This is a genomic window from Kribbella amoyensis (assembly GCF_007828865.1).
Lineage (GTDB): Bacteria > Actinomycetota > Actinomycetes > Propionibacteriales > Kribbellaceae > Kribbella > Kribbella amoyensis.
Genome location: NZ_VIVK01000001.1, coordinates 5,120,782 through 5,142,588, shown reverse-complemented (window position 1 = coordinate 5,142,588; position 21,807 = coordinate 5,120,782). Strand labels below are relative to the sequence as shown.

The 21,807-nt window shown below is 69.3% G+C and carries 17 protein-coding genes and 1 tRNA gene; 4 read left to right on the top strand and 14 right to left on the bottom strand.

The features are described from left to right. Positions 1-66 precede the first annotated feature (66 nt). From FB561_RS24100 to FB561_RS38765, 8 genes are all read right to left on the bottom strand, one after another. Complete coding sequence (locus FB561_RS24100) at positions 67-783, bottom strand: ABC transporter ATP-binding protein (RefSeq protein ID WP_145810498.1); 717 nt, start codon at positions 781-783, stop codon at positions 67-69. Beyond that, positions 780-1,646, bottom strand: a complete 867-nt coding sequence (locus FB561_RS24095) for an ABC transporter ATP-binding protein (protein WP_145810496.1) — start codon at positions 1,644-1,646, stop codon at positions 780-782. The genes FB561_RS24100 and FB561_RS24095 overlap by 4 nt, the downstream gene beginning before the upstream one ends. Then, the gene (locus tag FB561_RS24090; protein WP_145810495.1) at positions 1,643-3,349 is read right to left on the bottom strand and encodes a branched-chain amino acid ABC transporter permease; all 1,707 of its coding nucleotides are present in this window, start codon (positions 3,347-3,349) and stop codon (positions 1,643-1,645) included. Before FB561_RS24090 ends, FB561_RS24095 begins: the two co-directional genes overlap by 4 nt. Beyond that, complete coding sequence (locus tag FB561_RS24085) at positions 3,346-4,662, bottom strand: branched-chain amino acid ABC transporter permease (protein WP_238335022.1); 1,317 nt, start codon at positions 4,660-4,662, stop codon at positions 3,346-3,348. The genes FB561_RS24090 and FB561_RS24085 overlap by 4 nt, the downstream gene beginning before the upstream one ends. A gap of 83 nt (positions 4,663-4,745) precedes the next feature. Then, the gene (locus FB561_RS24075) at positions 4,746-5,987 is read right to left on the bottom strand and encodes a branched-chain amino acid ABC transporter substrate-binding protein (RefSeq protein WP_238335020.1); all 1,242 of its coding nucleotides are present in this window, start codon (positions 5,985-5,987) and stop codon (positions 4,746-4,748) included. Positions 5,988-6,178: 191 nt separating this feature from the next. Then, positions 6,179-6,769 carry an ANTAR domain-containing response regulator gene (locus FB561_RS24070; RefSeq protein WP_145810493.1) on the bottom strand — a complete coding sequence of 197 codons (591 nt, stop codon included), beginning with the start codon at positions 6,767-6,769 and terminating at the stop codon, positions 6,179-6,181. Positions 6,770-6,785: 16 nt separating this feature from the next. Next, positions 6,786-7,016: a hypothetical protein gene (locus FB561_RS38770; protein ID WP_238335019.1), complete on the bottom strand. Its 231-nt coding sequence runs from the start codon at positions 7,014-7,016 to the stop codon at positions 6,786-6,788. Between the two features lie 49 nt (positions 7,017-7,065). Beyond that, positions 7,066-7,290 (bottom strand): hypothetical protein, encoded by a 225-nt coding sequence (locus tag FB561_RS38765; protein ID WP_337692320.1) that lies wholly within the window; start codon positions 7,288-7,290, stop codon positions 7,066-7,068. 178 nt (positions 7,291-7,468) lie between these two features. On the opposite strand from FB561_RS38765, the gene FB561_RS24060 reads away from it, so the two are divergent. Together FB561_RS24060 and FB561_RS24055 are read left to right on the top strand one after the other, a co-directional pair. Beyond that, positions 7,469-7,542: transfer RNA gene (locus FB561_RS24060), tRNA-Leu, on the top strand. Between the two features lie 42 nt (positions 7,543-7,584). Further along, positions 7,585-8,334, top strand: a complete 750-nt coding sequence (locus tag FB561_RS24055; protein WP_145810491.1) for a transcriptional regulator — start codon at positions 7,585-7,587, stop codon at positions 8,332-8,334. 60 nt (positions 8,335-8,394) lie between these two features. Here FB561_RS24055 and pyk read toward each other — a convergent pair whose 3' ends face one another. The 4 genes from pyk to gltB form a co-directional block, all read right to left on the bottom strand. Then, positions 8,395-9,837 carry a pyruvate kinase gene (gene pyk / locus FB561_RS24050; protein WP_202880724.1) on the bottom strand — a complete coding sequence of 481 codons (1,443 nt, stop codon included), beginning with the start codon at positions 9,835-9,837 and terminating at the stop codon, positions 8,395-8,397. 111 nt (positions 9,838-9,948) lie between these two features. Then, on the bottom strand, positions 9,949-11,499 hold the full coding sequence (locus tag FB561_RS24045) for a metallophosphoesterase family protein (protein ID WP_145810487.1): 1,551 nt from the start codon (positions 11,497-11,499) through the stop codon (positions 9,949-9,951). Positions 11,500-11,598: 99 nt separating this feature from the next. After that, entirely contained in the window at positions 11,599-13,065 is a 1,467-nt protein-coding gene (locus FB561_RS24040; protein WP_145810485.1) for a glutamate synthase subunit beta, read from the bottom strand. Further along, on the bottom strand, positions 13,065-17,588 hold the full coding sequence (gltB, locus tag FB561_RS24035; protein WP_145810483.1) for a glutamate synthase large subunit: 4,524 nt from the start codon (positions 17,586-17,588) through the stop codon (positions 13,065-13,067). The genes FB561_RS24040 and gltB overlap by 1 nt, the downstream gene beginning before the upstream one ends. 251 nt (positions 17,589-17,839) lie before the next feature. Here gltB and FB561_RS24030 point away from each other — a divergent pair, with 251 nt between their 5' ends. Both FB561_RS24030 and FB561_RS24025 read left to right on the top strand, forming a co-directional pair. Beyond that, the gene (locus FB561_RS24030) at positions 17,840-18,664 is read left to right on the top strand and encodes a phosphotransferase (protein ID WP_145810481.1); all 825 of its coding nucleotides are present in this window, start codon (positions 17,840-17,842) and stop codon (positions 18,662-18,664) included. 22 nt (positions 18,665-18,686) lie between these two features. Next, entirely contained in the window at positions 18,687-19,730 is a 1,044-nt protein-coding gene (locus FB561_RS24025) for a 1-aminocyclopropane-1-carboxylate deaminase (RefSeq protein WP_145810479.1), read from the top strand. Positions 19,731-19,988: 258 nt separating this feature from the next. On the opposite strand, the gene FB561_RS24020 is transcribed toward FB561_RS24025, so the two are convergent. Beyond that, positions 19,989-20,654, bottom strand: coding sequence for a VIT1/CCC1 transporter family protein (locus FB561_RS24020; RefSeq protein WP_145810477.1), 666 nt, complete (start codon positions 20,652-20,654; stop codon positions 19,989-19,991). A 118-nt stretch (positions 20,655-20,772) separates the two neighbouring features. Further along, positions 20,773-21,789, bottom strand: coding sequence for a prolipoprotein diacylglyceryl transferase (gene lgt, locus FB561_RS24015; RefSeq protein WP_145810474.1), 1,017 nt, complete (start codon positions 21,787-21,789; stop codon positions 20,773-20,775). Between the last annotated feature and the right edge of the window lie 18 nt (positions 21,790-21,807).

Genomic DNA, 21,807 nt, shown 5'->3' with positions numbered 1-21,807 from the left:
GAACCGGAGCCCGGACAGCGCAAGAGCCCCGGTCCCTCGCGGGATCGGGGCTCTTGGCAACGGGTTTCAGTCCTCGCCGAGGTAGGCCTTGCGGACCTCGTCGTTGACCATCAACTCCCGGCCGGAGCCGTGCAGGACGATCTTGCCGACCTCCAGCACGTAGCCGTAGTCGGCCCGCTTCAGCGCCGCCTGGGCGTTCTGCTCGACCAGCAGGATCGTCGTCCCCTGCCGCTGCAGCTCGCTCACCGTCGACATGATCCGCTTCATCATGATCGGCGACAGCCCCATCGACGGCTCGTCCAGCATCAGCAGCTTGGGCTTGCTCATCATCGCCCGGCCCATCGCCAGCATCTGCTGCTCACCACCGGAGAACGTCCCGGCCGGCTGCTTGCGCCGCTCCCCCAGGATCGGGAAGAGGTCGTACGCCGCGTCCAGGTCGGTGCGGATCACCGAGTGGTCGTTGCGCGCGAACGCCCCGAGCATCAGGTTCTCCTCCACCGACAGCCGGGGGAAGATCCGCCGGCCTTCCGGCGAGTGCGCCAGCCCGCGCATGACGATGTCGTGCGCGGCCACGTTGTCGATCCGCTCACCCTGGAACAGGATCTCGCCGGACGTCGGCCGGAGCAGCCCGGAGATCGTCCGCAGCGTGGTCGTCTTGCCGGCCCCGTTGGTGCCGATCAGCGACACCACCTGGCCCTGCTCGACGGTGAAGCTGATCTTCTTCACCGCGACGATCTTGCCGTAGGCCACTTCCAGGTCCCGGACCTCGAGCATCGCGGTCATCGGCCGGCCTCCTCGTCCGCGGGCGGCGTGTCCTGCGGCCGCTCGTCCTCCTCGTCCTCGTCCTCGCCGGTGCCGATGTACGCCTCGATCACCCGCGGGTCCGACTGCACCTGTTCCGGGCTGCCCTCGACCAGCGCCTCGCCGCGGACCAGACACAGCACCCGGTCGCAGAGGTTGAAGATGAAGCGCATGTCGTGCTCGATCACGACCACCGACAGACCCGAGTCCCGGATCTTGAAGATCAGGTCACTGGCCTGCCGGGTCTCCTGCGGGTTCATCCCGGCCGTCGGCTCGTCCAGCAGGATGAGCTTCGGGTCGGTGGCCAGCGCCCGGGCGATCTCGAGCCGGCGCTGGTCGCCGTACGGCATGTTCCGGGCCAGGTGCTCCGACGACTTGCCGAGACCGACGAAGTCGAGCAGCTCCTGGGCGCGGGCCCGGGTGGCGGCCTCCTCCCGGCGGAACTTCGGGCCCCGCAACACCGAGGTGATCGGGCCCGCCGAGGTCCGGCAGTACCGGCCGACCATGACGTTCTCCAGCGCGGTCATGTTCGCGAACAACCGGATGTTCTGGAACGTCCGCGCCATCCCGGCCCGGACGACCGCCCGCGGCTTCGGCGGCAACGGCGTCCCGTCGAACCGGACCTCACCGCCGGTCGGCTTGTACAGGCCGGTCAGGCAGTTGAAGAACGTCGTCTTGCCGGCCCCGTTCGGGCCGATCAGACCGACGATCTCGCCCTCCCGGACGGTCAGGTTCACGTCGTTGACGGCCAGCAGACCACCGAACCGCATGGTCACCCCGGCGGCCTCCAGCACTGGCCGGCCGGTCGTCGGCGCCGCACTGGGCGCCGGTTCCGTGACGGTCATTTCGCCTCCTCGACCATTTCGCTCTCGATCGCCTCCGCGAGTTCCTCGTCCTCTTCGTGGAACTCCAGCGCCCGTCTCCGGTTCGCGACCAGGCCCTCGGGACGGAACCGCATCATCAGCACCAGCAGCAGACCGAACAGCAGCAGCCGGTACTCGGAGAAGAACCGCAGCTTCTCGGGCAGCAGCTTCAGGATCGTCGCCCCGAGCAGCACACCCGCGATGGTGCCCATACCGCCGAGCACGATCGCCGCGAGCAGGAACGCCGACTCCAGGAAGATGAACTGGTCCGGGCTCACCGCCACGTCCTGGTGCGCCTTGATGGTGCCGGCCAGACCGGCCAGGAACGCACCGACCGAGAACGCCAGCAGCTTCAGCCCGAAGACGTTCACGCCCATCGCCTCGGCGGCCTTCTCGTCCTCCCGGATCGCGATCCAGCCCCGGCCGATCCGGCTGTCGTTCAGCCGGGCGAAGACCAGGATGATGAACCCGATCAGGAGCAGCAGCAGGAAGTAGTAGTTCGCGAACCGGCCGAGCTCCAGGCCCAGCACGGTGTGGCTGTCGCCGAAGTTGAAACTGCCGATCTCCAGCTCCGGGATGCCCGGGATACCATTCGGGCCGTTCGTCAGCAGCGGGCCGTTGGTGCCGTCCAGGTTGAACATCGCCAGCCGGAAGATCTCACCGAAGCCCAGCGTCACGATGGCCAGGTAGTCACCCGAGACCCGTAGCGTCGGCGACCCGATGATCAGGCCCAGGGTCGCAGCCACGCCGGCGCCGACCAGCATCACGACGATGAACGGCGGGTGCCAGTCGATCGTCGAGAACGCCGACTGCGACAGCATCGCGGCCACGTACGCACCGGCGCCCAGGAACGCGATGTACCCGAGGTCGAGCAGGCCGGCCAGGCCGACCACGATGTTCAGGCCCATCGCGGTGGCCGCGAAGATCAGCACCTGGGTCGCGATCGACATGTTCGCGTCCGACCCGCCCTGGGTGAACGGGAACAGGAACGCGACCAGGAACGCCGACAGCGTGAGCACCTTGCGGTGCCGCTGGGAGACGTGGCCGAGCCAGCCGAACACCCCGGTCCGGAACATCCCCGCCACCACGGCGGCGATGAAGACCAGGCAGAGGATGAACGACCACGCTTCGGTCAGCCCGAGCGCGAACGCCGCGCCGAACAGCACGGCGCCCATCAGGATCGCGATGAACAGGATCTCCAGCCAGCCCGGCAGCCGGGCCTCGCTGAGGTCCCGCAGCTCCCGCAGCGGCAGCATCCGGGCGCTGACCAGGATCAGCACCGCGCCCACGGTCGAGACGTACCCGCCGGGGTTGACGTTGATCAGCCCGTCGGACTGGGTGGTGATCGCGATCAGGACCAGCACCATGTACAGCGTGAGCGTCAGGCCCATCGCCCGCAGCCCCGCGGTGGCGTCCAGCCACGGCCCGAGGCGGGCGGCCAGCGGACCCTTGACGGTCAGCAGCAGCACCAGGCAGAGCACGGCGACGATGATCGCCAGGATCTGCAGCGAGCCCGGGAAGAAGTTGATCGACAGATCGCCGAGGATCGTGCCGTCGTAGCTCCAGGACAGGAACGACCCGACGATCACCAGCGCGACCCCGGCCAGGCCGAGCGGCCACGCCGGTCCGGTCACGGCGGGTGCTTCCGGCAACGCGGCCGGTGTCTTCGCCTTCACGTCGGTCATGCGCGGTCCACCACCCTCGCTCCGAGCAGACCTTGCGGCCTGAACACCAGTACCAGGATCAGGATGACGAACGCCCAGACATCCTTCCAGGACCCACCACCGAACCGGCCCGGGATGTACTGCGTGGCCATCGCCTCGACGACGCCCAGCACCAGGCCACCGACGACGGCGCCGTAGATGTTGCCGATACCGCCGAGCACGGCCGCGGTGAACGCCTTCAGGCCGGCCAGGAAGCCCATCCGGAAGTCGATGTTGTTGTTCTGCAGACCCTGCGAGACGCCCGCGACCGCGGCCAGCACCGCACCGAGGGCGAACGCGACCACGATGATCCGGTCGACGTTGATCCCCATCAGCCGGGCCGTGTCCGGATCCTGCGACACCGCCTGCATGCCGCGGCCGAGCCGGGTCCGGTTGATGAAGAACCACAGCAGCACCGAGCAGATCCCCAGCGCGAGCACGGTGAAGATCGCCGACCGCTGGATGGTGACCCCGCCGACCTGCAGGGCGTTCCCGGTCACCACGTTGATCTGCGGGAACGGGATGCGCTGCTTGGCGCTCGGCCAGTCGATGCTCGCGATCAGCTTCTCGTAGGCGAGCCAGAACACCTCGAGCAGGACCGCCGACCCGAGCGCGGTCTGCCAGACCGGGCTGATCATCTTGCTCGCCCGCTCCGCGTCGACGCCGTACCGCGCGGCGACCCACCCGGCGGCCATACCGACGGCGGTGCCGGCCACGATCACCACGAGCGCGAGCACGATCGACAGCTCCGGCTGAATCAGCCGCAGCGCGATCCACACCACCAACGAGCCCCCCGCAGCGCCCAGCAGTGGTGCCCGGTCGCGCCACTTGGTGACCGGGTTGTTCAGGTTCACGTCGGTCCGGCGGCTGCCCCAGTAGTAGGCGGTTCCGGCCGCGAGTCCGGCCAGCACCGGGATGGTCCACTCCGGACGCTCGTAGAACAGCCGGACGAACTCCTGCAGGAACACCGAGATACCGATGGCGGTGATCAGTGGTGCTAGTCGTGGCGCGTTCCGCAGGGGACGGTACGCGACACGTTCCATCGCCACGGCCGTACCGACCGAGGCGATCATGGCTCCGACGATCATCACCGGAAGAATCCAGAACGATGTCTCACCGTCGAAGAACAACAAGTACGTGGTCAGTGCGCCGAACGCACCGATCATGAAGACCTCGCCGTGGGCGAAGTTGATCAGCTGCACGATGCCGTAGACGACGGTGTACCCGACCGCGATCAGGGCGTACAGCGATCCGAGAGTCAGCCCGTTCACGAGCTGCTGGAGAAACTGGTCCACGTCGACCTCCCAACTGCCTCAGATTTCGGCATGACACGGGGGTGGGACGACACGGCGTCCCACCCCCGGGGTCATGTGGTCGACTACTTCGCCTCGAAGTCCTTGGTCTCCACGGTGGTCCACTTGCCACCGGCAACCTTGTAGACGGTCAGGACCTTGGAGGTGGTGTCGCCGTACTGGTCGAACGAGACCTTACCGGTGACACCGTCGAACGAAACCTTGCCGAGGGCATCGACAGTCTTCTGCCGGGCGGACTCGACGTCGGAGGCGTCCTTCAGGGACTCCTTCAGCGCCGCGATGATCGCGTTCGCCGCGTCGTAGGAGTAGCCGCCGTACGCCGCGTACGGCTCCTTGAAGCCGGCCGCGTTGTAGTCCTCGACGAACTTCTTCGCCGACGGCAGCGCGTCGACCGGGGCGCCGACCGAGGTGGCCAGGTCGGTGTCGCTGGTCTTGCCACCCAGCTGGATGAACTTCGGGTCGTAGATGCCGTCGCCGCCCATCAGCGGGATGTTCAGGCCGGCGGCCTTCATCTGCTGCGAGAGCGGACCGGCCTGCGGGTACTCACCACCGTAGTAGAGCGCCTGCGGGGCGGACGGCTTGATCGCCGAGACGACGGCCTGGAAGTTGGAGTCGTCCGGGTTGATGGTCTCCGCCGCCACGACCTGACCGCCGAGCTTCTTGAACTCGTCGGTGAAGGTGCCGACCAGGCCCTGGCCGTACGCCTTCTTGTCGTGAATGGTGGCGACCTTCTTGATGCCGGCCGTCTCGTACAGGTACCGCGCCGCGAACGGACCCTGGACCGCGTCCGTCGTGCAGGTGCGGAAGTAGGTCGGGTACGGCCGCTTCGGGTCGCTCTGCCAGTTCGCGCCCTGGGTCAGGCCGGGGCCGGTGTTGGCCGGCGAGACCTGGACGATGTTCTTCGGCGCGAGGACCGGCTGGACCTGCTGCGACACGCTGGTGTTCAGGGTGCCGACGACCCCGATGACATTGGCGTCCGAGGACAGCGCGGTCGCGGCGTTCTTGCCGACGTCCGGCTTGGCCTCGTCGTCCTTGGCGTCGACCTCGAGCTTCCAGCCCGGGATCGCGTTCGAGTCGTTGGCCTGCTTGACGGCCAGTTCCACCGAGTGCTGGATACCCAGACCCAGCGCGGACAGGTCACCCGACAGGGGCGCGATGACGCCGATCTTGGCGGTCTTCGTCGCGTCGCCCGAGTTCCCGCCGTCGCTGTCGCCGCTGCGGGAACCGCAGGCAGTCAGGGCCAACGACGCAACGATCAGCGACGCGCCGACCCGTACTACGGAACGCTGTTGCACTGTTCCTCCCATGTCTGGATAGTCCGAGCCATCCCCCGGACTCCCGCGTTTGCCGCGAGCACCCGCAGATTAGACCTTGGGAATCTCTCCTGCGCACGTCACCCAGCGTGTGTTGTGAGGTCGTTACCGCTGTAAGCAGTGTGGGCACCAGTGACGGCTGTACCGTTACCGAACCCGGCCGAACCTGGTGTGCGCAGAGTGATTCAGTCGCTACCGCCAGCCTCGTCAACCACCAACTCCGCCACCTGGCGCATCGAAACTCGCTTGTCCATAGCGGTTTTCTGGATCCACCGGAACGAGTCCGGCTCGGACAGGCCGAACTTCGTCTGCAGGATCGACTTGGCCCGGTCGACCAGCTTGCGGGTCTCCAGCCGCTCGGCCAGGTCGGCGACCTCGCGCTCCAGCTCGGCCAGCTCGACGTACCGGCTGGCGGCGATCTCGATCGCGGGCAGCAGATCCGTCTTGGAGAACGGTTTCACCAGGTACGCCATCGCGCCCGCGTCCCGGGCCCGCTCGACCAGCTCCCGCTGCGAGAACGCGGTCAGCATCAGCACCGGAGCGATCCGCTCACCGGCGATCTTCTCGGCCGCGGACAACCCGTCCAGCTTCGGCATCTTCACGTCCAGGATCACCAGATCCGGCCGCAACTCCGAAGCCAGCCGAATGGCCTCCTCCCCGTCGCCGGCCTGCCCGACGACGTCGTACCCCTCCTCAGCCAGCATCTCGGCCAGATCCATCCGGATCAACGCCTCGTCCTCGGCGATCACCACACGCTTAGCAGTCACAGCCCACACTGTATCGATCGCGCCGTCAGCCCTTGGGACCGACGAACCCCTCCAGCGCGGCGACCCCTTCCCGCCGGCTCACGGCGATCGCGTTCCGCCGCGGCCGGCGCCACGGAATCCCGAGCTCGTCCAAGGCGTCGGTGAGGATCCGATGGATGTCGTCCGACTCGTTGGAGAACATGGAGCGGACGTACTCGTGCCGCCGCACTCTCCCCCGTCCGCGGTCGTGCGGGTGGCCCAGTTCACGAACCGGCACCCGTCGGAGTGGAACAGGCCACGCAGCAACCGTTCGGGGTACTCGGCAACTATCTCCCGCTGCCAGTCGACCAGCTCGATCCGGCGCAGATGTATACCCGCGCCGCGACGATGTGCCCGTCCCCCAGGTACCAACCGAGGAGCAGGGCGTACGCCTCCTCGTCCAGCGCCGCGCCGTCGCACCGAGGGCAGGGCGTCCCTTGGAAGCCCGCGTGCCGGGGCAGCCCGAGCTCGCGATACTGCCGCCGCCACCGCTTGACGGTCTTCACAGCCACCCCGTGGATCTCAGCGTTACGCCGGTCACTTATCACGGCGTCCGACATCCACAACGCGGAGTCGACGGTCTCCTGAGAACGAAAGTGCGCCATGACCGATGGTCTCTGCAGGCACCGACAGTTTCGTCTGCCCCGTGGTCACGGTCGTCCGATGGATACGCTAGGATCTGGCAAGCCAGCCCTGGTACTCCAATTGGCAGAGAGCGCGGATTCAAAACCCGTTCAGTGTGGGTTCGAGTCCCACCCAGGGCACACTTTCCCGAACTGTCGGTGGCTGCTGCCACGCTCTCCCTCGTGTACGAAGAGTCCCGACGGTCGGCTGCCCTGGCGGCGCTGCGCTCGGGTGAGAGTCTCAGCTCGGTCAGTCGCCGGCTCGGGCCGAGCCGGGCGACGCTGCGGGCCTGGCGGGAGGAGGCTCCACGTGACGCCGATCCGACCGCCTGCCCACGCTGTACCGGGCGAGGTCTGGACTCGGCGTCCTACGCGCACCTGATCGGGCTGTACCTGGGTGATGGCTGCTTGTCGAAGCTGGCGAAAGGTGTGTACTCCCTCCGCATCGCCTGCGACACCGCGTACCCCCGTCTGATCAGCGAGGCCACCGAGTCAATTGTTGCCGTCCACCCCACGCGCCCGGTACACCTCACCCGCGCCGCCGGGTGCACGCAAGTGACCTCGTACTGGAAGCACTGGCCGTGTCTGTTCCCTCAGCACGGCGCCGGGCCGAAGCATCTGCGGCTGATCGAATTGGCGGACTGGCAGCGGGAGATCGTTGCCGGGAGCCCCGAACGGTTCGTGCGTGGGCTGTTCGACTCGGACGGCTGCCGCGTTCTGAACTGGACCGGGCGGCAGGTCGCCGGACAGACCAAGCGCTACGAGTACCCGCGGTACCTGTTCTCGAACTCCTCCGGCGACATCATGCGCTGCTGCCAGTGGGCGCTGGATCTGCTGGAGATTCCTTGGCGGATGCCGCGGCCGACGCTGCTGTCGGTCGCGCGGCGGGAGGCGGTCGCCGCGCTGGACCGATTCGTCGGGCCGAAGACCTGACCCACTAATGCGGACTCGCCGGATCCGAGCGCCTCGGATCCGGCGAGTGGCAGTTTCAGGTCAGCTGCGGTAGCCCGGGGCGATGCCTTCGATGGCGTCGCCCATGCGGTGGATGCGGAGGGCGTTGGTGCTGCCCGGGATGCTGGGCGGGCTGCCGGCGACGATGACGACGAGGTCGCCCTTCTGGAGCTTGCCGAGTTCGAGCAGGCGCTGGTCGACCTGGCGGACCATCTCGTCGGTGTGGTCGACGGTGGGGACGATGTGGGTCTCGATGCCCCAGACCACGCTCAGCCAGGAACTGACCGACGGGACCGGGGTGAACGCGAGCACCGGGATCTCGGTGCGGTACCGGGCCAGCCGGAGCGCGGTGTCGCCGGACTGGGTGAAGGCGACCAGGTACTTCGCGTCCATCCGGTCGGCCACCTCGGCGGCCGCCTTCGCGATCACGCCGCCCTTGGTGCGCGGCTCCCACTCGATCTCCTGGACCCGGCCGAGACCGTGGTCCTCGGTCGACTCCACGATCCGGGACATCGTCTTGACCGTCTCGATCGGGAACCGGCCGACGCTGGTCTCACCGGACAGCATCACCGCGTCGGCGCCGTCGAGCACCGCGTTCGCGACGTCGGACGCCTCGGCCCGGGTCGGCCGCGGGGCGGAGATCATCGACTCCAGCATCTGGGTGGCGACGATCACCGGCTTCGCGTTCAGCCGGGCCTGGTCGATGATCAGCTTCTGCACCAGCGGGACCTCCTCGAGCGGGAGTTCCACGCCGAGGTCACCGCGGGCGACCATGAAGCCGTCGAAGGCCTCGATGATCTCGTCCAGGTTCGCGACCGCCTGCGGCTTCTCGATCTTGGCGATCACCGGGACCCGCAGGCCCTCCTCGTCCATGATCTTGTGCACCAGCTGGATGTCGCTGGCGTCCCGGACGAACGACAGCGCGATCATGTCGGCCGGCAGGTGCAGCGCCCAGCGCAGGTCCTCGGCGTCCTTCTCCGACATCGCGGGCACGCTGACCGCGACGCCGGGCAGGTTGATGCCCTTGTGGTTCGACACCGGCCCGCCGACGGTGACCCGGCAGATCACGTCGGTCTCGGTGACCTCCTCGGCGACCAGCGCGATCCGGCCGTCGTCGATGAGCAGCTGGTCGCCGGGCTTCACGTCGCCGGGCAGCCCGTCGTACGTCGTCCCGCAGATGGTGACGTCGCCGGGGACCTCGCGGGTGGTGATGGTGAAGCGCTCGCCGTAGGTCAGGGTGACCTTGCCTTCGGCGAACTCCGCCAGCCGGATCTTCGGGCCCTGCAGGTCGACCAGGATGCCGACGTTCTTGCCGGTCTCGGCCGCGGCCGTGCGGATCCGTTGGTAGATCCGCTCATGCTCGGCGTGGGCGCCGTGGCTCAGGTTGAGCCGGGCGACGTCCATGCCCGCTTGGACGAGTTCCAGGATGCGCTCCGGGGCGGCCGTAGCCGGGCCGAGCGTACAAACGATCTTTGCGCGACGCACGTCACAAAACCCTACTCCTACAAACCACTGGGCCCGCTGGTCCGCCCCCATTACTGGACGGTTAACAAGTTGTGACGAGCCGTGGATCCACCTGCCGCGGCAGCGATTTCGTCAGCCCGGCAAGGGTTTGTAGGCCCCGACGGTGACCTCGCCGGTCAGTTCCGCGGTCACCGTCTGGAGACCGATCGGCAACCCCTGCCGGTACGTGACCAGCGTGACCTCGCCCGGGCGGCGCAGGGTGTACCCGAGGGCGAACGCGTACGCCGCGCCGCCCGTGGTCCCGTTCGTGAAGGTGGTCACCGGCTTGCCGTCGACGACCTTGGTGTCCGGTCCGACCCGGCGGTGCAGGTGACCCGAGACCAGCAGCGTCGCGCACCCTCGGGCGGCGGTCTCCGCGAACGACGACGGGTCGTGCACCACCATCGTCGAGATCGGCTTGTCCTCGGGCTGGTCGCAGGCCACGTCGGCGAGTCGCTCGGACTGGTCCGCGATCGTCTCCTCCCCCGGGCTGTCGGCGCTGCCGAGACCGGTCCGGGTCGGGTCGCTGTCGCCGAGGAACCGGATCCCCTCCACCTCGACCGGTTTGCTGTCCAGCACGGTGAACTTGTTCTTCCGCATCGCGTCCTCGATGTTGCCGCCGGCGTCGTGGTTGCCCGCGACCGCGACCACCTTGAGGTCCTTGAAGTGCTGGGCCAGCGAGTTGATGCTGAACACCTCCCAGGACTGCCCGGACGAGGAATCGTCACCGGCGTCGATCAGGACCTTCGCGCCGGCCGTCTTGGCCACCTCGGCGGCGAACGGGTCCATCCCGATGTTGTCGTGCCGGTCGGACACCAGCAGCGCGACCGTCTCGTCGTCACCGGCGGCCCGGATCCGGCCGCCGACCCGGCTGACCTGGTCGCGCAGCCGCCCGTAGAAGTCCGTGGACCGCTCGTAGGTCTCCACCGCGGTCCGGATGATGCCGACGCCGCCCGTCGTCGAGAACCCGGAGGCCACCTCGACGGACTGCAACCGCGCGTCGAAGGTCAGCTCGGGCAGCAGGTCGGCGAGCGGGCGCCACTGGGTCGGCGGCGCCTCGGCGGCCCGCATCTGGCCCGGCCCGATCACCGAGGCGATCGTGATCAGGAACGCGACCAGCAGCACGATCGCGCGATGCCGGACCCGGCGTTCGTGCGAGTGCACCAGGACCCACAGCTCGCGGCGGCGGCGCGGGCCGAGCATCGCCCAGACGGTGGTCACCACCACCGCGACCAGCAGGCCGGACCCGGCCCCGGCGACCGCGTTGTCGACCGCCATGTCCTGGACCACCTGGCGGATCCGGGCGATCTCACCTTCGGGCTGGGACGCGATCAGCGCGTCCCGGGTGAGCAGGTCGGTGAGGTTGTTCGCGTCGGTCTCCTGGACGTCGAGGTCGACGCCCAGGTCGAGCGGCAGATCGGTCGGCAGCCGCAGCCGGGGCAGGACGGCGCCGAGGTCGAGCGTCGCATGCCCGTCGAAGGTCGGCGACACCTCGGCGGCGTGAGCGCCGATCGTCACCCGCTCGGAGTCGTTCACGAACCCGAACAGCCCGACGGTCGCCGAGACGACCAGCCACAACAGCACCAACCCGGCCCACGGCGCCGCCTTGCGGAGCCGGGACCGGGTCAGTAACCGTCTAGCCACGTGCACCAACCTATTGGGCCGCCACAAACGCCCGCGACAGGCGGCGCGGCGTTTCCCCGGTCACACTCCGGCGCACGGCGGGCACAGCGGACCGTTGCCTCAGACCACCAACGGCCGGGCGGTCGGCGGGATCGGGGTCGGCAGCGTGGACGAACCGGTCAGGAACGCGTCCACACCGTTCGCGCAGGACCGGCCCTCCGCGATCGCCCAGACGATCAGCGACTGGCCACGGCCGGCGTCACCGCAGGCGAAGACGCCATCGACCGAGGTCTGGTACGCCTTGTCCCGGCGGACGTTGCCGCGCTCGTCCAGCTCCACGCCGAGCTGCTCGAGGAACCCTTCCTTCTCCGGGCCGACGAAGCCCATCGCGAGCAGCACCAGCTGCGCCGGGATGGTCTGCTCCGACCCCTCGACCGGGGTGAACCTGCCGTCCTTGAGCTCGACCTCGACCAGTTCCAGGCCGGACACGTTGCCGTCGGCATCGGCGACGAAGTTCTTCGTCGACACCGAGTACACCCGCTCGCCGCCTTCTTCGTGCGCGGAGGCGACCCGGTAGATCATCGGGTACGTCGGCCACGGCTGCCCGCTCGGCCGCTCCTCCGACGGGCGCGGCATGATCTCCAGCTGGGTCACGCTGCGCGCGCCCTGCCGGTGCGCCGTGCCGAGGCAGTCGGCGCCGGTGTCGCCACCGCCGATGATCACCACGTCCTTGCCGGTCGCAACGATCTGGTCCTCGACCGTCGCGCCCAGGGCGACCCGGTTGGCCTGCGGCAGGTACTCCATCGCCTGGTGCACGCCGCCGAACTCCCGGCCCGGGACCGGCAGGTCGCGGGCCGCGGTCGCGCCGGTGGCGATGACGACGGCGTCGTACCGCTGCTTCAGCTGGGTGCCGGTGACGTCCGCGCCGACGTTGACGCCGGAGCGGAAGACGGTGCCCTCTTCCTTCATCTGCTGGATCCGGCGGTCGACCTGCGCCTTCTCCATCTTGAACTCGGGGATCCCGTACCGCAGCAGGCCGCCGGGCGCGTCGGCCCGCTCGTACACCGCGACCGTGTGACCGGCGCGGGTGAGCTGCTGGGCGACGGCGAGCCCGGCCGGACCCGAACCGACGACCGCGATCGTCTTGCCGGTCAGCCACTCCGGCGGCTGGGGCCGGACGTCACCGGACTCCCAGGCCTTGTCGATGATCGCGACCTCGACGTTCTTGATCGTCACCGGCTCTTGGTTGATGCCGAGCACGCAGGCCGGCTCACACGGCGCCGGGCAGAGCCGGCCGGTGAACTCGGGGAAGTTGTTCGTCGCGTGCAGCCGCTCGATCGCCCCGGTCCAGTCGTCCCGCCAGACCAGGTCGTTCCACTCCGGGATCAGGTTGCCCAGCGGGCAGCCGGAGTGGCAGAACGGGATACCGCAGTCCATACAGCGGCCGGCCTGCTTGCCGATGATCGGCAGCAGCGCCTTGCCCGGCCCACCGGGGTAGACCTCGTTCCAGTCCTGGACGCGCTCGGCCACCGGACGGCGCTCCGCGACCTCGCGTTGCGTGGTCAGGAATCCCTTCGGGTCAGCCATCAGATGGCCTCCATCATCGCTCGGGTGGTGGCGTCCTCGTCCAGCCCGTCCCGCTCGGCGGCCGCCTTGGCCGCGAGCACCCGGGCGTAGTCGCGGGGCATCACCGTGGTGAACCTGGCGGCCGCGGCGGGCCAGTCGGCGAGCAGCTTGGCCGCTCGTTCCGAACCGGTCTCCTCCTGGTGCCGGCGGACCAGGTCCTGCAACAGGGCGGACTCCTCGTCGCTGACCGGCTGGAGGTCGACCAGCTCGGGGTTGACCAGCGCGGGGTCCAGGTCGAGCACGTGGGCCACGCCGCCCGACATGCCCGCCGCGAAGTTCCGGCCGACCGCGCCGATCACGACGACGCGGCCACCGGTCATGTACTCGCACGCGTGGTCGCCGACCGCCTCGACGACCGCGGTGGCACCGGAGTTGCGGACACAGAACCGCTGCCCCGCTCCCCCGCTGATGAACAGCTCGCCCGACGTCGCGCCGTACGCGATCACGTTGCCGGCGATGATCTGGTCGGCCGCGTCGAACCGGGCGTGCCGGTCCGGCCGGATCACCACCCGGCCACCGGACAGGCCCTTGCCGACGTAGTCGTTCGCGTCGCCCTCGAGGCGCAGCGTCACCCCGCGCGGGACGAAGGCGGCGAACGAGTTGCCGGCCGACCCGGTGAAGGTCAGGTCGACGGTGCCGTCGGGCAACCCGGCCGCCCGGTACTTCTTGGTGATCTCGTGGCCGAGCAGGGTGCCGACGGTGCGGTTCACGTTCCGGATCGCGAGCTGGGCGCGGACCGGTTCGCCGTCCTCCAGGGCGGGCGCGCAGATCCGGATCAGCTCGTTGTCGAGCGCCTTGTCGAGGCCGTGGTCCTGCTCGACGGTCTGGTGCCGGGCCGCACCCTCGGGCAGCGCGGGCACGTGCAGGATCGGCGACAGGTCGAGCCCGTCGGCCTTCCAGTGCTCCATCGCCCGCTGGATGTCCAGCACCTCGGCGTGACCGATCGCCTCGTCCAGCGACCGGAAGCCGAGCTGGGCCAGGTACTCGCGGACCTCCTCGGCGATGAACTCGAAGAAGTTCACCACGAACTCCGGCTTACCCGCGAACCGGTCCCGCAGCACCGGGTTCTGGGTCGCGACGCCGACCGGGCAGGTGTCCAGGTGGCAGACGCGCATCATGATGCAGCCGGACACGACCAGCGGCGCGGTCGCGAAGCCGTACTCCTCGGCGCCGAGCAGGGCCGCCACGATGACGTCCCGGCCGGTCTTCAGCTGGCCGTCGGTCTGCACCACGATCCGGTCCCGCAGGCCGTTCAGCAGCAGGGTCTGCTGGGTCTCGGCCAGGCCGAGCTCCCACGGACCGCCCGCGTGCTTGAGCGAGGTGAGCGGCGCCGCGCCCGTCCCGCCGTCGTGGCCGGAGATCAGGACGACGTCCGCGTGCGCCTTGCTGACGCCGGCGGCGATCGTGCCGACGCCGACCTCGGAGACGAGCTTGACGTGGATCCGCGCCTTCGGGTTGGCGTTCTTCAGGTCGTGGATCAGCTGGGCCAGATCCTCGATCGAGTAGATGTCGTGGTGTGGCGGCGGCGAGATCAGGCCGACGCCCGGCGTGGAGTGCCGGGTGCCCGCCACCCACGGGTACACCTTGTGGCCGGGCAGCTGGCCGCCCTCGCCGGGCTTCGCGCCCTGCGCCATCTTGATCTGGATGTCGTCGGAGTTGGTCAGGTACTCCGCGGTCACGCCGAACCGGCCGGACGCGACCTGCTTGATCGAGCTGCGCCGGGCCGGGTCGTGCAGCCGGTCGGAGTTCTCGCCGCCCTCACCGGTGTTCGACTTGCCGCCGAGCCGGTTCATCGCGATCGCGAGTGTCTCGTGCGCCTCCGCGCTGATCGAGCCGTAGCTCATCGCGCCGGTGGAGAACCGCTTGACGATCGCCGAGACCGGCTCGACCTCGTCGATGCTGATCGGCTCCCGGTCGGAGGCGAACCCGAACAGGCCGCGCAGCGTCATCAGCCGCTCGGACTGCTCGTCGACCCGGTGCGTGTACTGCTTGAAGATGTCGTAGCGCCCGGTCCGGGTGGAGTGCTGCAGCCGGAAGACCGTCTCCGGGTCGAACAGGTGCGGCTCACCCTCGCGGCGCCACTGGTACTCGCCGCCGACCTCGAGCTTGCGGTGCGCGGGCAGGATGCCGTCGGCCGGGTACGCCCGCAGGTGCCGCCGGCGGACCTCCTCGGCGATGACGTCCAGGCCGACGCCGCCGAGCTTGCTCGACGTGCCGGTGAAGTAGGTGTCCACCAGCTCCGGCGCCAGGCCGGTCGCCTCGAAGATCTGCGCGCCGGTGTACGACGCGACGGTGCTGACGCCCATCTTGGACATCACCTTGAGCACGCCCTTGCCGAGCGACTTCACCACGTTCCGGACGGCCTGCTCCGGCTCGATCCCGGGCAGGTACGTGCCGCGCCGGCAGAGGTCCTCGACGGACTCCAGCGCGAGGTACGGGTTGATCGCGGCCGCGCCGTAGCCCATCAGCAGCGCGACGTGGTGGACCTCGCGGACGTCACCGGCCTCGACCACCAGGCCGACCTGGGTCCGGGTCTTCTCCCGGACCAGGTGGTGGTGCACCGCGGCGGTGAGCAGCAGCGACGGGATCGGCGCCTTGTCCGCGTTGGAGTGCCGGTCGGACAGCACCAGGATGCGGGCGCCGTCCGCGATCGCCGCCGACGCCTCGGCGCAGATCTCCTCCAGCCGGGTCCGCAGCGCGTCGCCGCCGCCCTCGACGTCGTACCCGCCGCGCAGCACCGTGGTCGCCAGGCCCGGCATGTCGCCGTCCAGGTTGATGTGGCGCAGCTTGGCGAGCTCGTCGTTGGTGATCACCGGGAAGGGCAGCACAACCTGCCGGCAGGACGCCGGGCTCGGGTTGAGCAGGTTCGACTCCGGGCCGAGGGACGACGACAGCGAGGTCACCAGCTCCTCGCGGATCGCGTCCAGCGGCGGGTTCGTCACCTGGGCGAACAACTGCGCGAAGTAGTCGAACAGCAGCCGCGGCCGGTCGCTGAGGACCGCGATCGGGGTGTCGGTGCCCATCGAGCCGATCGGCTCGGCGGAGGTCTTCGCCATCGGGGTGAGGATGACCCGGAGCTCTTCCTCGGTGTACCCGAAGACCTGCTGGCGACGGGTGACCGAGGCGTGGCTGTGCACCACGTGCTCGCGCTCGTGCAGGTCCTCGAACCGGATCAGGCCCGCGTGCAGCCACTCGTCGTACGGGTTCTCCTCGGCGAGCGCGGCCTTCACCTCGGGGTCGGTGATGATCCGGTGCCCCTCGACGTCGACGAGGAAGATCTTGCCCGGCTCGAGGCGGCCCTTCTGGGTCACGGTGGCCGGGTCGATGTCGAGCACGCCGGCCTCGGAGGCCAGCACGACCAGGCCGTCCTCGGTCACCCAGTACCGGGACGGGCGCAGGCCGTTGCGGTCCAGCACCGCGCCGACCTTGGTGCCGTCGGAGAACACGACCGAGGCCGGTCCGTCCCACGGCTCCATCAGGGTCGAGTGGAACTCGTAGAACGCGCGCCGCTTCGGATCCATCGTGGTGGCGTTCTCCCACGCCTCCGGGATCATCATCAGCATCGCGTGCGGCAGCGACCGGCCACCGAGGTGGAGCAGTTCCAGCACCTCGTCGAACGACGCGGAGTCCGACGCGCCCGGCGTACAGATCGGGTACAGCTGCTCCAGGTCACCCGGGATCAGGTCGCTGGCCAGCAGCGCCTCCCGGGCCCGCATCCAGTTCCGGTTGCCCTGGACGGTGTTGATCTCACCGTTGTGGGCGATGTACCGGTACGGGTGCGCCAGCGGCCAGGACGGGAACGTGTTGGTGGAGAACCGCGAGTGCACGACGCCGATCGCCGAGGCGAGGTCGGGGTCGGTCAGCTCGGGGAAGAACTTGTCCAGCTGGTCGGTGGTCAGCATCCCCTTGTAGGTGATGGTCCGCCCGGACAGCGACGGGAAGTACGTCGAGGTCTCCCGCTCGGCCCGCTTGCGCAGCCGGAACACCATCCGCTCCAGCGCCAGCCCGAGCACCCGGCCCGACTTGGCGGCCACGAACAGCTGACGGAACAACGGCATCACCGAGCGCGCGGTGGAGCCGAGCATCGACGCGTCGGTCGGCACGTCGCGCCAGCCGAGCACGGTCAGGCTCTCCTCGGCGGCGATCTCCTCGATCCGCGCGACCGCCTTCGCCGCGTCGTCGGGATCGGCCGGCAGGAAGGCGATGCCGGTGGCGTACCCACGCTGCACCGGGAGCTCGAAGTCGCAGACCTTGCGGTAGTACGCGTCCGGGACCTGGATCAGGATGCCGGCCCCGTCGCCGGAGTCCGGCTCGGCGCCGGAGGCACCACGGTGCTCGAGATTCCGCAGGGCGGTCAAAGCCTTGGCCACGATGTCGTGGCTGGGTTCACCGGTGAGGGTGGCGACGAACGCGACACCACAGGCGTCGTGCTCGTGCTGTCCGTCGTACAGACCCTCGCTCGGGAAAGGGGGGCGACCAAACATTCAGGGGCTCCCGTCGTCCTACGGTCAACAACTGGCCGCGGGACAACATTGGCCCAAGCCGGGAGTCCCGAGACTACCTCATGACGCCCGACAGATGGACAGCCGTTCCACCGTCACAACGCCTTGCGCACCTTCCGGTGACAGGGTGTAAGCAAGCGCTCACTCTCCCCGCCCATCCTCCCAGGTCACGAGGTCCACAACCACCCGAAACCAGGTGAATTCCTCGCGTCGTCTCCGCCAGGGTGGACCTCATGCGTCCGGACTGGGAACCCCTCACCAGCGGAACCGGCCAGCACAACGGCGGAGTCTGGCGGACCCCCGACGGGCTCGTCGTCAAACGCCTCCTGCCCGGTCCCGAGCAACCACGGCACCACGCGTACTGGCAACGGCAGGCCCTGGTCGCCGAATCCGGCCTCGTCGCCCGTACGCCGGGACTCCGCTCCCCCACGACCGTCAAGGTCGAGCGGGACGGATCCGGGATCACGGTGTGGACCTCCTGGGTCGAGCCGGTCGCGCTGACATCTGCTGAACTCGCGCACGCGCTCGGGCGGTTCGCGGCCTCGGTGGTCGCCGAGCCCGCATGGGGAGCCCGCGACGTCCTGCGGACCCGGCTGGCGACCGTCGAACGGCGTGGTGGGTGGCGTGCCCTGGATCGGATCGAGCTGCCGGCCGAGCTTCGGCACGCGGTTGAAGCGTTGTGGTCCCGCCGGGCGGAGGCGCTGGCCGAGCTGGACGCGTTGCCGCGGGTACCGACGCACGGTGACGCGCATCCGGTGAACCTCCTCGGCCGGGACGGCGACGACGTGATCGCGATCGACTGGGAGCAGTTCGGCGTCGGCCCGATCGGCTTCGACCTCGGGTACCTGCTCCTCGCCGAGGATCGCACCCTGGACGATTTGCTCGGCGCGTATGGCAACCGGCGGGGCGCTCGTCGTGGTGCCGTGATCACCGCGGCGTACACGGCGGTCTCGCGGGCGGCCTGGTCGCTCGATCAGCCCGAGCCCGGGGACCACGTCCGTCGGTTGACGGCGCTGGCGGACGTGGTGGACGAGGCGGCGCGCGCGAAGATGGGGTGAGGCGATCTGGACTGGAGGAACCATGAGACTGGCCGACTTTCCCCGGTATCCGCTGACGTTCGGGCCCAGCCCGGTCCATCCGCTCGACCGGCTCAGCGGGTACCTCGGCGGGCCGCGGATCTGGGCGAAACGGGAGGACTGCAACTCCGGGCTCGCCTACGGCGGCAACAAGACGCGCAAGCTGGAGTACCTGCTGCCCGACGCGCTCGCCCAGGGCGCCGACACGCTGGTGTCGATCGGCGGATACCAGTCCAACCACACCCGGCAGGTGGCGGCGGTCGCGGCCAGGGCCGGGCTGGACTGCGTGCTGGTACAGGAGAAGTGGGTCGACTGGCCGGACGCGGTGAACGACCGGGTCGGCAACATCCTGCTGAGCCGGATCATGGGCGCCGAGGTCCGGCTCGACCCGGCCGGCTTCGGGATCGGGTTCAAGGACAGCTGGAAGCAGGCGCTCGCCGACGTGACCGCGCGCGGCGGCACCCCGTACGCGATCCCGGCGGGCGCGTCGGACCACAGGCTCGGCGGACTCGGCTTCGCCAACTGGGCGTACGAGGTCGAGCAGCAGGAGCGGGAGCTCGGTGTCTTCTTCGACACGATCGTGGTCTGCGCGGTGACCGGGTCGACCCAGGCCGGCATGATCGCCGGGTTCGCCGGCCAGGACCGGCCGCGCCGGGTGCTCGGGATCGACGCCAGCGCCAAGCTGACCGAGACGCGCGAGCAGGTCGAGCGGATCGCGCGCGCCACCGCGGACCTGATCGAGCTCGGCCGGGATCTGCGCGACGACGAGATCGTCGTGCTGAACGGCTGGGCCGGCGAGTCCTACGGCATCCCGGTCCAGTCCACTCTGGACGCTATCCGGCTGACCGGGCAGCTGGAGGGGATGATCATCGACCCCGTGTACGAGGGGAAGTCGATGGCCGGCCTGATCGACCTGGTCCGCGCCGGCGAGCTCGGCAAGGACTCGAACGTCCTCTACGCCCACCTCGGCGGCCAGCCCGCCCTCAACGCCTACAGCGGCCTGTTCACGCACACCCAGCGGCTGGATGTCCCTGGACCTCACAGCTAGTGCCCCGGGTTGGAAGTTTCTTGAGTGATTGCCTTGTAGTCGTTCCCGGTCAGCGGCACGACAGGATCTGCTCGTGGTCGGACTTGTTGAACCCGTCGATGTACCGCTCGACGGTCTGCTTGTTGATGGACTGGCCGGCAGCCGGCATGATCTCTCCCTGGTTCGTCGTTGGTCACCGATCAGTCGGGGCCGGCCGAGCATTCTTGACGTGCCGCCCGAAGAAAGTTCGCAGCGATGCGCCGAAGGTCTACGAGGGAGTCAGATCCCCGGACCGACCAGGGTGCCGACGAAGTACGTGAGGCCGGCGGCCGCGGCGCCGAGCAGGAGCTGGCGGAGGCCGGAGTACCACCAGGAGCGGCTCGTGACCCGGCTGACCACGGCCCCGCAGGCGAACAACGCGGTCAGGGACAGAATCAGCGCCGGGATCACGCTGCCCGCGCCGAGCAGGTACGGCAGCAACGGGATCAGGGCGCCGATCGCGAAGCAGACGAACGACGACGCGGCCGCGGTCACCGGGGACGGGAGGTCGTTCGGGTCCAGACCGAGCTCCTCGCGGACGTGTTCCTCGAGCGCCTGGTCCGGGTCGGCGTGGAACTGCTTCGCCACCTTGCTCGCCAGGTCGGGGTCCAGGCCCTTCGCCCGGTACGTCTCGGCGAGCTCGTACTCCTCGTCGTGCGGGTGCGTCTCGATCTCGCGCCGCTCCACCTCGATCTCGGCCCGCGCCAGCTCCCGCTGCGAGGCGACCGAGGTGTACTCCCCCGCCGCCATCGAGAACGCCCCGGCCGCCAACCCGGCCAGCCCGGCGAGCACGATCACCTGCGATCCCGATCTGGTGCCGCCGTCCATGCCGGCGATCAGGGCGAAGTTCGACACCAGCCCGTCCATCGCCCCGAACACCGCCGGCCGCAACCACCCACCGGTCACATCCCGATGCGTGTGATCCCCCGAATGCTCCGCCGAACCACCCGCTGGAGGTGGGACGGGGCCTGCTGGAACCGGCGGCGTGATGGGTTCGGCGCCGTCGGTGGGGGTTGGTTCCTGCTCAGCCACGAGGCCTGTCAGTGGGAGCGTCTGCCGGGGCCGCGGCGGACTTCGCCCCGTCCGAGGCACTCTCCGACACCTTGTCCGGCGTCTCGTCAGACGCCTTGTCCGCGGTCTCCGCCTCGTCGGAAGGGCGCGCCTCGGCGTCCTCCGGGTCGGTCGGCTGATCGGGCTTCCCACCGCTGACGTCTTCCTGACCCGGACGCAGCTTGGCGCTGAGGACGAAGAAGACCACGGCCCCGGCGAAGACCAGGATCGACGTCCACACGTTCAGGCGCAGACCCGCGATGTGGTCCGCCTCGTCGATGCGCAGGTTCTCGATCCAGGCCCTGCCCGCGGTGTACCCGGCGACGTACAGCGCGAACGCGCGGCCGTGACCGAACTTGAAGCGCCGGTCCGCCAGGATCACCAGCGCGACGACGCCGAGGTTCCAGAGCGCTTCGTACAGGAAGGTCGGGTGGAAGGTGGCGAACTGCTCGAACCCGGCCGGCCGGTGCTGCGGGTCGATCTCCAGGCCCCACCAGTGCGTGGTCGGGCGGCCGAACAGCTCCTGGTTGAAGTAGTTGCCGAACCGGCCGAACACCTGCGCCAGCGCGATCCCCGGCGCCATCGCGTCCGCGACCGCCAGGAACGGCACCTTGTGCCGGCGGCAGGCGATCCAGGCCCCGAACGCGCCGAACGCGATCGCACCCCAGATCCCGAGCCCGCCGTTCCAGATCTTCAGTGCGTCGATCGGGTCGCCGCCGGCCCCGAAGTACCGCTTGTAGTCGGTCAGGACGTGGTAGATCCGGGCCCCGACCAGGCCGAACGGCACCGCCCACATGATGATGTCGGCCAGCACCTCGGGCGATCCGCCGCGGGCGACCCAGCGCTTCCGGCCGAGCCAGTACCCGGCGAAGATGCCGAGCAGGATGCAGATCGCGTACGCGCGCAGCGGCAGCGGACCGAGGTGCCAGACACCCTGGCTGGGACTGGGGATGAACGCCGGTACGACCACGGCGGGCAACAGACTAGACATGGCAAGCACGAACGCTAC

Coding starts and splice junctions, on each gene's coding strand:
- FB561_RS24100 (WP_145810498.1), bottom strand. CDS start 783: ATGACCGCGATGCTCGAGGTCCGGGACCTGGAAGTGGCCTACGGCAAG.
- FB561_RS24095 (WP_145810496.1), bottom strand. CDS start 1,646: ATGACCGTCACGGAACCGGCGCCCAGTGCGGCGCCGACGACCGGCCGG.
- FB561_RS24090 (WP_145810495.1), bottom strand. CDS start 3,349: ATGACCGACGTGAAGGCGAAGACACCGGCCGCGTTGCCGGAAGCACCC.
- FB561_RS24075 (WP_238335020.1), bottom strand. CDS start 5,987: ATGGGAGGAACAGTGCAACAGCGTTCCGTAGTACGGGTCGGCGCGTCG.
- FB561_RS24040 (WP_145810485.1), bottom strand. CDS start 13,065: ATGGCTGACCCGAAGGGATTCCTGACCACGCAACGCGAGGTCGCGGAG.
- gltB (WP_145810483.1), bottom strand. CDS start 17,588: ATGTTTGGTCGCCCCCCTTTCCCGAGCGAGGGTCTGTACGACGGACAG.
- FB561_RS24030 (WP_145810481.1), top strand. CDS start 17,840: ATGCGTCCGGACTGGGAACCCCTCACCAGCGGAACCGGCCAGCACAAC.
- FB561_RS24025 (WP_145810479.1), top strand. CDS start 18,687: ATGAGACTGGCCGACTTTCCCCGGTATCCGCTGACGTTCGGGCCCAGC.
- lgt (WP_145810474.1), bottom strand. CDS start 21,789: ATGTCTAGTCTGTTGCCCGCCGTGGTCGTACCGGCGTTCATCCCCAGT.